We start from the raw sequence: 14726 nt of genomic DNA, 5'->3' as shown, positions 1-14726 counted from the left end.
CTTTTTCTATTTTTAACATTGAGGGCCGGTAGCTCAGCTGGAAGAGCACTCGGTTTGCACCCGAGAGGTCCCGGGTTCAAGTCCCGGCCGGTCCACCAAAATCCTATTTTAAAATTCACAGATCATCTTCTCTCTGGAAATGCTAGTATTGAGCTTGAAGTCAATGCGGATAGAAATCACAGATTGAGGAAATCAATATAAAGCCCAATATTTTCTTATGGAATTAGTCTCCTGTGCCGCGGTAGTATAGCCCGGCCAAGTATGCGGGCCTCTCGAGCCCGTGACCCGGGTTCAAATCCCGGCCGCGGCACCAGTTCCTATTCTCGCTAGTCGAAAGCCTAGAGAAACAGTTCTTTCAAGAAGCTTGGAAAATAGTCATAAATCGAATTGATTATATTCAAAAGACGAAAAAATTAAATACGTTCTGGGCATAGAAATCCCAGAGGTTAAGCAGCATGCCGAGGGATCTAGAGGAAGTAGCAGTTGTTTCCTATGGGATGACGAAGTTCGGCAAGAGGGAGGGAAAGGGCCTCATAGATCTTTACATGGAGGCTATTGAAGAGGTATTTCACAGAACAAACGTAGAAAAAATAGATGCCCTCATTGCCTCTGCCATGAGCCCAGGAAGATATGAGAATATAATGGGGCCGGCGAACATCTTAGCAGGCCTTCTCGGGCTTGAAAATGCAACAGTATTCAGAGTGGAGAACACAAGCGGAAGCGGCGGTGCTGCTCTCTACAATGGCTGGCTCCTCATAGCATCGGGTCAAGCAGAGGCAGTGCTCGTTGTCGGAGGAGAGAAGATGACCCATATATCGACTGAGGAAAATGCAGCTATAATATCAGGGCTAGTACATGATTATGAGAGGAGGCACGGTGTAACCCTTCCTAGCTATGCTGCCATGCTTGCTAGGCTATATATGGAAAAGTTCTCTGTTCCCCGGGAAGCACTTGGCTATGTAGCTGTGAAGAATCATCTCCACGGAAGCATGAATCCAAAGGCTCACTTCCAGAAAGCAATAACAATTGAAGAATACATGAACTCCAAGATTGTCAATGATCCTCTCAAGGTCATGGACTACACGCCAATAAGCGATGGAGCTGCAGCCATTCTGCTGGTGAGAAAGGATACAGCAACAACCATCACAAGCAAGCCTATAATAATAAAAAGCGTAGCTGGTGCTACCGATACCCATGTGGTTCATGAGAGAGAGGATCTGTTGATTCTAAATGCAGTGAAGAATTCATTGGAAAAAGCACTGAGATTCTCCGGAGTAACTAGAGAGCAAATAGGACTCATAGAGCTACATGACATGGCAACAATTCTTGAGCTTGTTGAGCTGGAGAGCATGGGCTTCTATCCAAGGGGGGAATCATGGAAGGCCTCTATGGAATATGAAACAAGGTATGACGGCGAGCTTCCCGTAAACACTAGTGGTGGCCTCAAGGCTAAGGGGCATCCTATAGGAGCAACAGGAGTTGCTCAAGCATATGAAATTGCTCTGCAAATGAGAGGGGAGGCAGGTCAGAGGCAGGTGAAGAGGGATTTCAACTATGCGATTTCAATGAGCATGGGCGGATTTGGAAACAATGCCTTCACAGTTCTATATGAGAGAGGGTGGTAGAATGTTCAGGTACTATGAATGCGAGAAATGCGGAAGGAAATTCTTTCCCCCTAAGTTCAGATGCTTCTGCGGAAGCACCAAGTTCAGAGAGGTCACAGTGGAGAGGGCTGTGGGAAAAATTTTAACATATACAATAATTCTTGTTCCGCCTAAAGGTTTTACGCCCCCAATTTACATAGGAATTGCGGAATTCAACGGAATGAAAATTCTTGGTAGATATGAAGGAGATCCTCAGAGCCTTTCAACTGGGATGCTGGTGGAGCTCAGCAACGAAAATGGAACAACCGTCTTTAGAGGACTGAAGGAGCTAAGTTCTCATTCTCAATAAGAATAAATTGCCGTTTTATTTTAAAATAATTATGAGCCGGGGTGGCCGAGCGGTCTAAGGCGGTAGGCTCGAGACCAGGGCAATGGAGGTTTCCGGCAGAAGGAGAGAGACCTACTGTCCCGTTGGGGGCGCGCGGGTTCAAATCCCGCCCCCGGCGCTTTCCTAGCCCTCAAGAGCGCTCACAATGTCTTGCTGCTGTATAGCTTCACTTTACAAAATAACTATCAAGAAGTTCCGTTAATTTTTTTCTGAAAGTTGCATCCTAGCTCTTCGGAACTATGAGGATGTCAATCTTAATTGGAAATCTTCAGCATGATTTATCCTGTTTTGATTATTCCTGATCTGCTCTTTGTAAATATGATAGAATAAAGTGGAAAGAAAGGAGAAACTGTTAAAGAAAACAAGAGAAGGCTGGATTGGAGATCAATAGAAAATTTATTTTTAATAAGCGTCATCCTTTTAAAAATAAAACTTACTAAGTCATAAAAATTTGCCCGACCTGTTAATCACTGCTCTTTCTACATAAAGAGAAAACATTGGAGAGTGTTGTGAATCTACCATCACTTTGGGAGGCTTTTAAATTACTAGAGTTTGATATTATGAGGAAAGATGCCAGCCTCGTAAACTGCTTGTCTTGGATATTCATTTTTATGTTCTTTCATATCAGGAACTTCTACCTTCCCACGCGAATCTAGGTATCCGCGCGGACTCATGGGTGGCTGTCGAGCCCAAAGAAGTCCTCTATTTATGAACAGCGGTGCTCTAGTAGCTTGAACTAAATGCTCTTGATTACGAGTATAGCTCCCAGAGACACAGCTAACCATAAGAACACAGCGAGCTTAGCAACTTTAAGGGCTCTCACTATGTCCTGCCATCCAGGCCATCTGGCACTGTTGTTTATAGTATAGCACCCGATCTTCTCCAGCCTCACGCCAAGAGCTCCAGCCATGGCGGACATAGGGTATCCTGCGTTGAAACTCTCAGTTCTACCGTGCTCTTTCTTAATTGTCTTGAAAGCAACCCCAATACTTCCTCCAGCAGCCGGAGACGCGAGAGCTATGAAGAGGCTCGCAAGTCTTGCTGGAACATAATTTACTGCCGTGTCTGCTCTCGCTGAAAACCATCCAACATCTCTGAATGGGGGGTCCTTATATCCTAGTGCACTATCGAGAGTGTTTGCAACTCTCTGGAATAGGGCTCCTAGGGGACCAAGAAAAATGAAGAGGAAGAGAGGTGAGATGTAACCATCAACTAGACTCTCAGCTAAGGACTCTATAGCCGCAGAAGCTAAATGTTGTTCCTGGAGCTTTTTAACATCTCTCCTAACTATCTGCTGTACCCAGAACCTGGCACATTCCAAATCCCCATTTTTTAAACAGACAGAGGTCTTCCCAACTATGTCGAAAAGTAGTCTAAGGGAGAAAGAGGTCTTCAAAATATAGGCCGAGATCACTATTAAGAGGGCTTTGTGAATAAGAGAAGAGAAGTAAATGAGGAAGAAGTAGGCAAGTATATGTGCAGAGATGACTAGAATCCACACTATAGCTCCTTTAGCCTTTGAAGAGAATGGCTTCCCCAGCTTCACAGCCATCACATAAGACGTGTGAACTGGATGTATAAGAAAGAGGGGTCCAGTATGGTATGGGTAGATGAAGTCCATGAGGTGAGCAAGAAAGAGAACTAGCAATAGGTCAAACAAGGTATAGAGCATAACTTCACCTTGCTAAGCTTCTAGTCGAGATCAGTGTTGCAACCAGTATTAGAGAGATCGTTTGGGTGAGCTCATAGGAGAACCCCATAACATCTCCATTAACAAACCCTAGTCTCTTGTTTGCATCATGAGAAACTAAAGTGCCTACTATAGCCGGCAGTGCGAGAACTACAACAGTACTAGGTCCTGCTCTGCTTAGGCCTCCCAGGGCTACTAATGTTATGGAGAGCATTAAGTAGTATAGAATGTTCTTGAGAACATGCATGCGGTTCTTGGAATACCTGCAGAAGCTTCTAGCCATACCTTCGTACGGTTCCTCGATTCCAAAAAGGCAGCTTACAAACATCGCCTCGGCAGATGCTATATACGATGCTACTAATGGAAAAACAATCATCATTCCAAGGTATTCTACCAGCACAGATAGGCTCGCTACTCCTGCAACTACCCTCAGTGAAGTAACTACCACAGCATAGGACCCCTTCCTAGGGTCCTTCAATACCCTTAAGGCCTGGTCTCCGCACTTATGTGACCCAATCACATCTAAATAATCAGCAAAACCGTCTAGATGAATACCGCCTGTTAGTACTATGTGGAGAAAGAAGTAAAGGATAGATATGATTACTGGAATAACACCTAGCCAGACCAAAAGAGCAACTATGGAGCCCACAATTAGACCCTCAAGAGTCCCAATAAGGGGCACAAGGTAGAATGCTTTAGCAGCCTCCTCTATAGGCTGCTCTCCGAGAGGTATCCTTGTCATCAGAGATAGGAGTGCCTTAATCCTCTTGCTTGCGGACAGACTGGAGCACCTCTCTATATGCTGATAATAGTACCTCATTTTCATGCCTTAGTCTAACTGCCACTCTAGCGTGGTATTGGGACAAGCCTAAGTAGACAGACGCGTCTTTAATGTATATTCCTCTTTGAGATAAGGCTTTCACTACTTCGCTGGTCGTGACTCGATCATGCTTAACGAGAAAATAGGGAACTGAGGACCTGTATACAGTTAACCCAAGCGACTTCAAGCCCCTAGATAGGTGCTCTCCCTCCAACCTGACTACATCTCTAGACAGCGATATGAACGACTTCAATTCTCCTGCATGCTCGCTAAGTGCAGTCGAAAATACTTCCTCAGCTATAGAGTTAACGTTCCACGGGGGTCTTGAGTTTTCAACCACGTTTGCTAGTTTAGCATTTGACGTATAAAGGAACCCTACCCTCAGGCCCGGAACTACATATATCTTAGTTAGACTCCTGAGGACAACTAAGTTATCATAGCTTTTTGTCAGCCTAAGAGAACCTGCACTATCGCATGAGTAGCATAGCTCCAAATATGCTTCATCAACTACCACTACCGAGTCTGTGAAGACTTCAAGAACTTCCTTAACCTGGTCTATTGAGAGCACAGCCCCAGTAGGATTATTAGGGTTGGATAACATCACCAGAGCTTTACTCCCTCTGAGAGCACTTATGTTTCTGAGGGCCTGCATGGGCAGCTCGTAGCTGAGTCCGGACTCTATGTACTGGAGGGGAACTATCTTCAATCCTACAGTCTTAGACAAACACCCATGGTCTCCGAAAGTTGGCTCAAATACAACTAAGGTATCCGGTCTCAAAGTGAGTAAGAGCAGATACAGAGCCTCGCTAGCCCCATTTAGCGGCACCACTCCCTCTGCCTCAATGCCGTAGAAGCCTGCGATAGCCCCCCTAAGTCGGTCATACTCGTAGTCAGGGTATTTACTGTAAGCACCTTTTGTTACTGCCTCAAGAATGAGCTTCTTGATTACTTCAGGAGTGCCCAGTGGGTTGAGAGGGGCAGAAAAGTCTAGATAGCCCTCAGGTGCTCTGCCCCCGTGCCCTCTACAATTGCCTACATACTCTTTCAGCTCTCTCAAGGTCATCACGCTCGTCTACATCTACTGCGCTCCGACCATCTAACAAGACATTTACCCATTCTCCTCTTTCCTCATGAAACAAGGAGAGGCCCAGCAACGAGGGCGAACCATCACCAACCGCTTCAGCTGTTACTATACTTGTTCGAAGCTCAAGAGCTATCTCGACGAAACCTAGAAGGGATTCGTAGCTAATGACCAAGTCGGCCGCTGCCACTAGGAGGGGCTTAGGAAGAGCTCTAACAACCATGCCCAGGTCTTCGACGTAATCCCTACCCGGGAGCTCGACACAGCTAATGGCAAGCTCGTCTCCGAAGGCAGAGCAGACCTCCTCAGTCCTATGAGAGAGTGCTAATACTATATGCACGCAGAGCCTCTCTAGCTGCTTCACGAGTCTGGAAAGTATCGGCTCCCCACATACCTTCTCCATGAACTTCTCTGGGTTGCCAAATCTTCTTCCCTCACCACCAGCCATCACTACACAAATGACCCTATTCCTCATCTCTATCTACCCTAGCAAGGAGATCTACTATCATGCATACTAGTAATGCTGAAAGCACATAGTCCATGAAAACGCCGAGCTCTTCATGGTCAACAATGCCGTAGTCTTTCTGCCTATCGACCCGGTATATTATGAACAAGCCACTGAGTCCAGCTGGGTATGTGAGTAAAGCTGTGTCGATGACCTCATCAGCAACTAATTTTTTGCCGTCCTCCTCGAGCTCTTCCTTGGCTATCTCTGGTATGCTTCCGGCTAGTCCAAGAAGGTCTAGCTCTCTGGCTGCAACTAAAAGGGCCCAAACATTAGGATCTTGCTGAGCTCTCTTTAGCGGCTTCAAGGCAAGAGATTTAGCTTTGGATATGTTTACCTCGGGTATGAGGCAGCCGGAAGAAACTTCAGAGAACACGTCTAGCAGCCTCCCAATGTTAGTGGATATACCTGCAAAAGCGATTCTCTCATTCACTTCCGACGGCTCGAGGATCAATATAGAATCAGACACCGTCTCTGGCGACCAGGTTCTACATCGCAGCAGAGGGTCGATTGAAGCTAAAACCTTCGCTTCAGCTGAGGTTCTCAATAGATCTACTAGAGCATTATAGCTCAGCGGCTGGTAATCTACAGCAACTGCATTGATTGTGCCAAAGAGAAGGGGAAGGCATGTAACAGAATCTGAGCATACCGGGGGCTTTGGGCTCGCAGTCATGTAAAGAAAGGCAACAGCTTTCTCAACCCTTATGTAACTGAATTTATCGTCTAAAGACACCGAGGTTGTGACCATCAGGGCTCTTTTCAGGCCTAGCGTTCTAGCAACTCGCGTATAGTATTTTATGGGGTTCTCCACTTCCTCGGTCCTTACCCTCTTAAATACTAGGACCTCCACTTCCCCTCTTATAGGCCTGTCTGGGGTGATTAGTGGGGGTGTTGAGACTACCTCCATAGGGCTGTCGAAACCTCTCAGTATAGTGTCTGCATCTAAGCGTCTAGCTCTCTTGGGCAAGACTAACGACCCTCTCATACTCTTCCTGCACCGCTTTCAACAACTCTTCCATGTTAATATTCCTGAGGAGAGCACTAACTATCAGAGTGCCACCAGCTCCAACCCCCTCCTTAACATACCCCTCCTCGTAAGCTCTGAGACCCCGATGCCTAACGCTCAAGAAGTTCACATCAGCATAGGCTACAGGAACATCTGGATATATATCTTTAACAAGCCCCAAAAGGTTTGAGCTCCTGTCCTCGACAATCCAGCGGGTGGTGCCTATGGCTACTCTACCGCCAAAGCGAATACCGAGAGCTCTAGCCAGGGCGAGTACAGCAGACATCTGGGTGCCACCTGCCAATATAACTCTGGCGCCTCTCTCAAGCGCTCCAGCGAGAAAACCTGTAATCGATATATGGAGGGGGTCTCCGAAGTGGCTAACTACCTCTAGTGGTTCAACTAGCGGAAGCCTTTTTCCAACTCTTTTAACAGCGCTCTCAAAGACTTCTCTCTTCAGGTCATGTGGGTTTGATGGACTCGCACTGCTCACCCTTCCAACGGCTCTATAGCCTAGCGCCTCCATAATGGCCATAGCCGAAGTTGTCCCTCCAGGCATAGATTCACCTACAACCAGAAGAGAGCTCTCCGACCCAAGCATCTTTCCCAGAGTTCTCGAACCATCGAAAAGTTTAGATACAGCCTCTGGAGTGAGAGAGTCCTCAACATCGATCCTTCCTCCAACAGCTTTGCCTGGTATGTCCACATGCGGTATCTGGGGATCTATATAGCTTCCACAGTTTACAACTAGGTAAGGGATCCCTGAAAGCTGTATGGCAACTCTTGTTAATAGAGCTGGAGTAGGCACTCCATCTGGTGTCGTCGGGACAATGGGCAGTGACTTCGGCTTTCCTAGGGTCAAGTACTCAACATCAAGGGCTGGAGTGTAGAGAGTAAGCTCCGAGTTGACTCCAGCTAGGCTTATTCCAGGAATCGTGGAAATCTTAGTTGAAGCGATGAAGTAAACGGAAAGCACATTACTGAATCCTCGGGAGGTGATTTCATCCCACACCTCTCTACCATTTAATACCTTGACTATGCTTTGCTCTGCCATACTTAAGACCCAAAGATAATGATAGAATATCAAATTATATAAAAAACGAAAAATATTTGGACTTGGCTCATATAAAGGTTCAGCTAAGGCCGGCTTTCAAGAATGAGAATGTAGAGAGCATTGGTATGAGCATGCTTTGAAAACTGTTTCGACTTTCCATATATGTTCCATATTTAGTTGACTTTATCTGCTTCATCCCCAGCATTATTTTTGGAACTGCAATGTCCTTAAGGACGCTCGAGAGCACCGCCTAGATCTCTAAGTCTCGAGTAAATTGGAGGGAGCTGATCTAAAAGGTTCTCAACCATTGTAGAACTATTTCCACGCACAATAGCATTTAAGATAATTATTATTCTTTTCTTTATCAATGTAACTTAGATGAGCCTCAAGATGCTGTATGAGTCAAAATCTTCTACTCCTACTGGCCTAAAAGAAATTCCTTGCTTGTGGAGCGGTCCATCAGATACCAGTGTGTGATATTCCCCATGCTCCCCTAAGGGGTCAACATTCACAGTCCTCGAGTAGCGGACGAACTCCTCCAACATATCTGGTGTAAGAGTTTTCCCTAAATATCCTTTCAGGCTATCTACGGCTCCTATGATCACAGGTCTAATACCATCCCTTATCTCTCTATAGAGTAGCTCCACTGGATCGTAGCTCCACAGGGGTTCAGCAAGATCTGAACCTATAGCCTTAGCCAACCTCTCCATATACTTCAAGTGATCCTCTACGTACACATCACCAGCCACTATTATGGTCGGGGAGATCCTCTTCAGGAGATCTGCTGTCTCCTCAAACTCTCGGCCCTTGCTCAGCTTAGCAACCAACACTGGAATACTGCATGCTAGTAGAGACTCTAGACTCTTACCGATGTTCACTGTGTGTGGACTAGGTCTCGGAAAGTCATACACCAACATTACTCCAAGGTCTACTCCGCCATACTTGTAGACAGCATAGTAGGAGTCCTTGCCGCCAGAAACGAACGCTACCCTCATATCCAGATCCCCCGATGAGGTTCAACGAGGATCATCAGCTATCTATCATATATAGAAACACACAAGGATTTAGTCCCAGAGCCCTCTTCTGCTGGAGCCTTATGCCTCTCTGCTATCTCCCAGAGTCCCTTCTCCTCTAATATATACCTAAGGACTTCCTTACCCCGAGGAGGTATGCCCCTCAAGCACTCCATCGGTATAGTGGTGGCGACATTTACAACCCTTTCGTCAAGCAATGGGGCTACAGCCTTCGCACCAATACAATCAGCTATTTGGAGTTCGGGGAATCTCCCTCTTATCATTTTGCATATAGCTTCTTCCAACTCTGAGCTAGTGAGCTCAAGCATGAAGCTGTACCCAGCAAATAGCTCGTCACCCCCAGAGCCAAGGAAGACACACGAACAGCCGTCCTTGAGTGTTTCTTCGAGTACAGCATAGAACACTACATCATTTCTCATCTCAATGCATCCTCCATCGCCATGTGAGTCTAGGTTCTCTTTGCCAAAGCAATCAGTGACCTTTCTAGCTAAGTTCATAGCTTTGTCTCTGTCTACTATGACGTACTTGAGCTCTAGCCCGAGAAATCTAGAGACGTGTTCAGCATAGTATAGATCCTTAGGCAACCCGCTCTCATAGGCAACAACATAGGCTCTTGGTTTAAGACCGGCAGTTGCAGCTGCGACCGCTACTACAGAGGTGTCAATGCCACCGCTTAAGGAGATGCAGTCGCATTTTTTCTCAGCTACTACGCCGGTTATAGCGTTGAGAAGTTTATAAGCATGAAAGCGGCATGAAGTCTTAAGCCTCAATATAGCCACCGAGAAGAATTTGGGCGAATTATGATATTTTATTTTTATTATTTAATTTTGTTCTCATATCGGAGACTATATCAATATGCTAAGCATCTAAGTGAGACTTCCATCAGATTGCTTTTTTAAATAATTATAACAAAAATTAGCTCCACCGCCCACTAAGCAACTTATGCCGACACTGATTTCATTAATAACACGTACACAAACAAAACCAACACATAAAACATCATATAAGAACCATAATAAATAACATAGGTGGCACAGAACCACTTTTACAAATAATTTCCTCATTTTGTGTAGGGATAGTGTGGCAAATTTTATGAAAATTTAGCATATCCTCTTAGTCCTCACCTTTATAGAGGTAATTGCTCTCAAGACAAGGCTCAAGGCTTAAATTCAGCTTCTATAGGAATGTAGCCCTAAACCTCTCCAGAACCTTCTTTCTTTAAGAAGGGGAAGATGGGATCAGAAACTGTGCTACCCGCCATGTGTGTTGCGATTGAAAGAAAAGTTTCAAAACAAGTTTCAGACACTTAGTTCAAAAATCAGGTTGTTTCGGGTTTAAAACAAAAAGTTACAATTTGGGGGAATTTTGCTACAATATAAACCATCCTTAGAGTTCAATTAAAACATAAAGGAAAAACTCCTTCAAAGAAGGTGAAAAAGAAAGGAGCAAAAAAAGACCTGCCTAAAAATATCTAAGAAGAGCACCAAAAGAGCTGAGACCTACAATGCTTGTTCAGATTTTGAAAAGGCAGTCAATTTGATTTAAGTGTTTGGTTTTTCAATGTTGATTCTGCTACAACACAGTTTTCACAGATTTCCGGCTCCTGAGCGTGCAATTCAATTTTCCGAAAATTGAGCAAAAAGTTTAAAAAGAAGATCGAAGAATTGAACGACAGGAAGCAATTAGAAAAGACATAAAGAGCCCTTTCTCATATTTAAAGGAAGCATTTAGAAAAAACTGAAATGAGGATAATCTTTAAAAACCCAATTATGGAGCAATAGAATAGCCCAAAATGTTTTAGTGATCTTTGAATGGAAGAGAAAGTCTTCCTTTATGAAAAATATTGGAGGTATCATAGGTTATGTCCCCAAAGAAATTTAGCGTGTTAGACCACGTTCTCGTACCAAAGCATGAGAGAATACCAATATCCGAGGTTCCAAGAATATTGAAGGAGCTGAATATTTCAATTAATCAGTTGCCTCTCATTAGGACGAGCGATCCGGTTGCCCGAGAGCTTGGGGCACAGCCGGGGGAGCTCATAAGAATAGAGAGGGAGGATGAGCTGACGGGAAAGGCTGTTGTCTATAGATTGGTGGTGATTGGTTGATGTCCTCGGAAGCAGAAGAAAGCTCTTCTGGATCGATCGAGCAGGGTAAGAAGACTATAGATATTTCATTTTTGAACGAGGATAACAGGTGGCTTCTTGCTAAAAAATTCATAGAGGAACAAGGTCTCTCCAGACAGCACCTTGATTCCTATAACCGTTTTGTCAGCGAAATGCTGCAGGAAATTGTCAATGAACAGGGTGAGATAGAGCTCTCAGTGAAGGATCTCAAGTTCAAGCTAGGTAAGCTGGAGGTTCTCAAGCCAATTTCCAGAGAGGCAGACGGTTCTGAGGTTGAGATCACACCATTTGAGGCTAGAGTGAGAAACATCACCTATGCTTCCCCCATGTACTTGGAAATATCTCTCATTGAGAACGGAATTGAGAATGTGAAGGAGAAAGTGTATATAGGGGATCTTCCCGTAATGGTCAAATCCAGCCTGGATCCCATAAGCTCTTTGCCTCCAGAGAAGCTCATAAGCATAAACGAGGATCCCTACGATCCTGGAGGATATTTCATAATAAACGGAACGGAGAAGGTTCTTGTTGCCCAGGAGGACATGGTAACTAACAGGATCCTTGTGGATGAGGGGAAGCCAAACACCAACATTCTCTATAGCGCCAAGGTAATTTCAAGCACAGGATCCTACAGGATCTCCATAGTTCTCGATCTGCATAGAGATGGAACAATGAGTGTGAGCTTTGGAGGAATACCAGGAAGAATTCCCTTCGCAATCCTAATGAGGGCTCTTGGCTTTGAATCAGACAAGGATATAGCATATGCAGTGAGCCTCCACCCCGAGATTCAGAACCATCTTCTCCCCAGCTTGGAAGTAGCAAAGGAGATAATGACCTCCGATGATGCTCTGGACTATCTAGGAGGAAGAGTTGCTATAGGTCAACCAAGAGAGAACAGAATTGAAAGAGCAAAACAGATAATCGACAAGTACTTCCTTCCGCATTTGGGCTCATCTCCGAGCAGCAGAAAGGAAAAGGGATATTTCCTTGCCCAGATGGCATCCATGGTCCTGGAGCTGTATTTGGGCTGGAGACAGCCCGATGATAGAGATCACTATGCTAACAAGAGGCTAAAGCTTGCTGGTGATCTTCTCGCAACTCTATTCAGATCTGCTCTGAAGAGCTTCACAAAGGATCTTAAATATCAGGCAGAAAAGTCCCTTGCAAGGAATAGAAGGTTCAAGCTATCCGGAATCGTCAGGCCAGATGTTCTAACTGAGAAGATAAGGCATGCCCTCGCAACTGGTACATGGGTTGGAGGAAAGACGGGAGTTAGCCAGCTTCTTGACAGAACAAACTGGATGAGCATGCTGAGCCACCTGAGAAGGGTTGTATCGCCTCTGAGCAGGAGTCAGCCACTCTTCAAGGCCAGAGACCTCCACGGAACGCAGTGGGGAAGGATGTGTCCATTTGAGACGCCTGAGGGACCCAACTGTGGCTTAGTGAAGAGCCTCTCTCTCCTCACATACATAACTGTGGGAATAGATGAGAGGAAGGTTAAGCAAACTCTGATGAAGCTTGGAGTTGTTCCCCTCAGCGATGCAGTCAAGGAGACCTCAGAGAAGGGGGAGAGCAAATATCTCAGCTGGTCCAAGGTGATTCTGAACGGAAAGCTCATAGGATTCGTTCAGGACGGGGAGAAGCTAGCCAAAGCTGTTAGGCAGCTGAGGAGGAGAAATGAACTTCATCATGAAGTCAACATCGCTTATTTTGAAAATGGAAATGTGAAGGAGGTCTACGTAAACACAGATGCAGGAAGAATAAGGAGGCCGCTCATTCTTCTAAAAAACGGGAAGCCCCTGATAACTAGGAAAGACATAGAGCAGTTGAAGCGAGGAGAGAAGAAGTTCTCCGATCTTGTTAAGGAAGGGAAAATAGAGTACCTGGATGCTGATGAGGAGGACAATGCATATATAGCACTTAACCCGGCCGATCTGCTTAGAGAAGGAGCTGAGGAATTCACTCATCTGGAGGTATGGGTTCCAGGGATCTTTGGGACTTCCGCCTCCACAATTCCATATGCAGATCACAACCAATCTCCGAGAAATACCTACCAATCAGCCATGGTAAAGCAGGCTCTTGGTTTGTATTCGGCAAACTTCACAGTGAGAACTGACTCCAGAGCTCATCTTCTCCACCATCCTGAGAAGCCCCTCGTTCAAACAAAGCCCCTAGGCGTTATAGGATACAATGATAGGCCAGCAGGGCAGAACGCAATTGTGGCGATAATGTCCTTTACAGGCTATAACATCGAGGATGCTCTCATATTCAACAAGTCCAGCACAGAAAGAGGATTCATGAGATCGACTTTCTACAGACTATATGTGACAGAGGAGAAGAAGTATCCTGGTGGACAGGAGGACAAAATAGAGATACCAGAGTCAGGAGTGAAGGGCTTCAGAGGGATTGAAATCTACAAAAAGCTGGACTCCGATGGTATTGTCTCTCCAGAGGTTGAGGTCAAGGATGGAGAGGCTCTGATCGGAAAGACAAGTCCGCCTAGATTCCTCGAGGAGTTCAGAGAGTATGGCTTCGGCGCAAATGTGAGGAAGGATACCAGCATTACCATCAGGTATGGAGAAAAGGGAGTTGTCGATGCAGTATTCGTCTCAGAAACACAGGAAGGAGATAAGCTCGTTAAGGTCAGGGTGAGGGATTATAGAATTCCCGAAATAGGTGACAAGTTTGCTTCCAGGCATGGACAGAAGGGAGTAATAGGGCTTCTGATTCCCCAATACGACATGCCATATACAGAGGATGGAATAGTCCCAGACATAATAATAAATCCGCACGCTTTCCCATCAAGAATGACCTTGGGACAACTTCTCGAGACTCTCGCTGGAAAGACAGCTGCCCTTACAGGTAAGTTCATAGATGCAACTCCCTTCAGCAAGGAACCAATTGAGGAAATAAAGCTAAGCCTTCTGAAGAAAGGCTACTCACCAGATGGAAGGGAAGTAATGTATGATGGAAGGACTGGAGAAGTAATAGGAAAACCTATAATGATTGGCATTGTATATTATCAGAGGCTTCACCACATCGTTGCTGATAAGTTCCATGCAAGGGCAAGAGGTCCCGTCCAGCTTCTCACGAGACAGCCCACAGAGGGAAGGGCGAGAGAAGGAGGACTTAGGTTCGGCGAGATGGAGAGAGATGTTCTAATTGGTCATGGAACGGCAATGCTGTTGAGGGAGAGACTTCTGGAGAGCAGCGATAAGACAACAGTTTATGTTTGCAGCAAGTGCGGACACATAGGATGGTACGATAGGACAAGGAAGGCATATGTTTGCCCAATTCACGGAGACAAGGGAGATCTTCACATGGTAGAGATGGCCTACGGCTTCAAGCTCCTTCTTCAAGAAATGATGAGCATGGGGATAATGCCCAGGCTCAAGATAAGTGATTTGATGGGGGAGTAGGTG

At 45.5% G+C, this 14726-nt stretch carries 12 protein-coding genes and 3 tRNA genes; 7 read left to right on the top strand and 8 right to left on the bottom strand.

Going from position 1 to position 14726, the window contains the following annotated elements; all coding sequences use genetic code 11:
- The first annotated feature begins 22 nt into the window (after positions 1-22).
- From QXR92_03050 to QXR92_03030, 5 genes are all read left to right on the top strand, one after another.
- Positions 23-98 (top strand) — tRNA-Ala (locus QXR92_03050).
- A 137-nt stretch (positions 99-235) separates the two neighbouring features.
- Positions 236-313, top strand: a tRNA-Glu gene (locus tag QXR92_03045).
- Positions 314-455: 142 nt separating this feature from the next.
- Positions 456-1625, top strand: coding sequence for a hypothetical protein (locus tag QXR92_03040; protein ID MEM0318984.1), 1170 nt, complete (start codon positions 456-458; stop codon positions 1623-1625).
- Positions 1591-1953: a hypothetical protein gene (locus QXR92_03035; protein MEM0318983.1), complete on the top strand. Its 363-nt coding sequence runs from the start codon at positions 1591-1593 to the stop codon at positions 1951-1953. Before QXR92_03040 ends, QXR92_03035 begins: the two co-directional genes overlap by 35 nt.
- Positions 1954-1988: 35 nt before the next feature.
- Positions 1989-2110, top strand: a tRNA-Ser gene (locus QXR92_03030).
- A 618-nt stretch (positions 2111-2728) separates the two neighbouring features.
- Here QXR92_03030 and QXR92_03025 read toward each other — a convergent pair.
- The 8 genes from QXR92_03025 to QXR92_02990 form a co-directional block, all read right to left on the bottom strand.
- Positions 2729-3664 carry a cobalamin biosynthesis protein gene (locus QXR92_03025; GenBank protein MEM0318982.1) on the bottom strand — a complete coding sequence of 312 codons (936 nt, stop codon included), beginning with the start codon at positions 3662-3664 and terminating at the stop codon, positions 2729-2731.
- A 4-nt stretch (positions 3665-3668) separates the two neighbouring features.
- Entirely contained in the window at positions 3669-4502 is an 834-nt protein-coding gene (locus QXR92_03020; protein ID MEM0318981.1) for an adenosylcobinamide-GDP ribazoletransferase, read from the bottom strand.
- Positions 4441-5559 carry a histidinol-phosphate transaminase gene (locus QXR92_03015; GenBank protein MEM0318980.1) on the bottom strand — a complete coding sequence of 373 codons (1119 nt, stop codon included), beginning with the start codon at positions 5557-5559 and terminating at the stop codon, positions 4441-4443. Before QXR92_03015 ends, QXR92_03020 begins: the two co-directional genes overlap by 62 nt.
- The gene (locus tag QXR92_03010; protein ID MEM0318979.1) at positions 5525-6058 is read right to left on the bottom strand and encodes an NTP transferase domain-containing protein; all 534 of its coding nucleotides are present in this window, start codon (positions 6056-6058) and stop codon (positions 5525-5527) included. Before QXR92_03010 ends, QXR92_03015 begins: the two co-directional genes overlap by 35 nt.
- Positions 6048-7073, bottom strand: a complete 1026-nt coding sequence (locus QXR92_03005; protein ID MEM0318978.1) for an adenosylcobinamide amidohydrolase — start codon at positions 7071-7073, stop codon at positions 6048-6050. Before QXR92_03005 ends, QXR92_03010 begins: the two co-directional genes overlap by 11 nt.
- On the bottom strand, positions 7039-8148 hold the full coding sequence (locus tag QXR92_03000) for a TIGR00303 family protein (protein ID MEM0318977.1): 1110 nt from the start codon (positions 8146-8148) through the stop codon (positions 7039-7041). The genes QXR92_03005 and QXR92_03000 overlap by 35 nt, the downstream gene beginning before the upstream one ends.
- Positions 8149-8522: 374 nt before the next feature.
- A complete protein-coding gene (locus tag QXR92_02995) occupies positions 8523-9143 on the bottom strand; it encodes an ATPase (GenBank protein ID MEM0318976.1) in 621 nt (206 codons plus the stop codon).
- Positions 9144-9181: 38 nt separating this feature from the next.
- Positions 9182-9952 (bottom strand): asparagine synthase-related protein, encoded by a 771-nt coding sequence (locus QXR92_02990; GenBank protein MEM0318975.1) that lies wholly within the window; start codon positions 9950-9952, stop codon positions 9182-9184.
- Positions 9953-11043: 1091 nt separating this feature from the next.
- Between QXR92_02990 and QXR92_02985 the strand changes: the two genes are divergently transcribed.
- Entirely contained in the window at positions 11044-11289 is a 246-nt protein-coding gene (locus QXR92_02985; protein ID MEM0318974.1) for a DNA-directed RNA polymerase subunit H, read from the top strand.
- The gene (locus QXR92_02980) at positions 11289-14723 is read left to right on the top strand and encodes a DNA-directed RNA polymerase subunit B (protein MEM0318973.1); all 3435 of its coding nucleotides are present in this window, start codon (positions 11289-11291) and stop codon (positions 14721-14723) included. Before QXR92_02985 ends, QXR92_02980 begins: the two co-directional genes overlap by 1 nt.
- Positions 14724-14726 lie beyond the last annotated feature (3 nt).

Source organism: Fervidicoccaceae archaeon, from assembly GCA_038734945.1.
Taxonomy (GTDB): domain Archaea; phylum Thermoproteota; class Thermoprotei_A; order Sulfolobales; family Fervidicoccaceae; genus ARK-14.
This window is presented reverse-complemented; position numbering and strand designations above follow the sequence as displayed.

Excerpts from the sequence above, each read along its gene's own strand:
- QXR92_03040 (MEM0318984.1), top strand. The coding sequence starts at position 456 with ATGCCGAGGGATCTAGAGGAAGTAGCAGTTGTTTCCTATGGGATGACG.
- QXR92_03035 (MEM0318983.1), top strand. The coding sequence starts at position 1,591 with ATGCCTTCACAGTTCTATATGAGAGAGGGTGGTAGAATGTTCAGGTAC.
- QXR92_03025 (MEM0318982.1), bottom strand. The coding sequence starts at position 3,664 with ATGCTCTATACCTTGTTTGACCTATTGCTAGTTCTCTTTCTTGCTCAC.
- QXR92_03020 (MEM0318981.1), bottom strand. The coding sequence starts at position 4,502 with ATGAGGTACTATTATCAGCATATAGAGAGGTGCTCCAGTCTGTCCGCA.
- QXR92_03010 (MEM0318979.1), bottom strand. The coding sequence starts at position 6,058 with ATGAGGAATAGGGTCATTTGTGTAGTGATGGCTGGTGGTGAGGGAAGA.
- QXR92_03005 (MEM0318978.1), bottom strand. The coding sequence starts at position 7,073 with ATGAGAGGGTCGTTAGTCTTGCCCAAGAGAGCTAGACGCTTAGATGCA.
- QXR92_03000 (MEM0318977.1), bottom strand. The coding sequence starts at position 8,148 with ATGGCAGAGCAAAGCATAGTCAAGGTATTAAATGGTAGAGAGGTGTGG.
- QXR92_02995 (MEM0318976.1), bottom strand. The coding sequence starts at position 9,143 with ATGAGGGTAGCGTTCGTTTCTGGCGGCAAGGACTCCTACTATGCTGTC.
- QXR92_02985 (MEM0318974.1), top strand. The coding sequence starts at position 11,044 with ATGTCCCCAAAGAAATTTAGCGTGTTAGACCACGTTCTCGTACCAAAG.
- QXR92_02980 (MEM0318973.1), top strand. The coding sequence starts at position 11,289 with ATGTCCTCGGAAGCAGAAGAAAGCTCTTCTGGATCGATCGAGCAGGGT.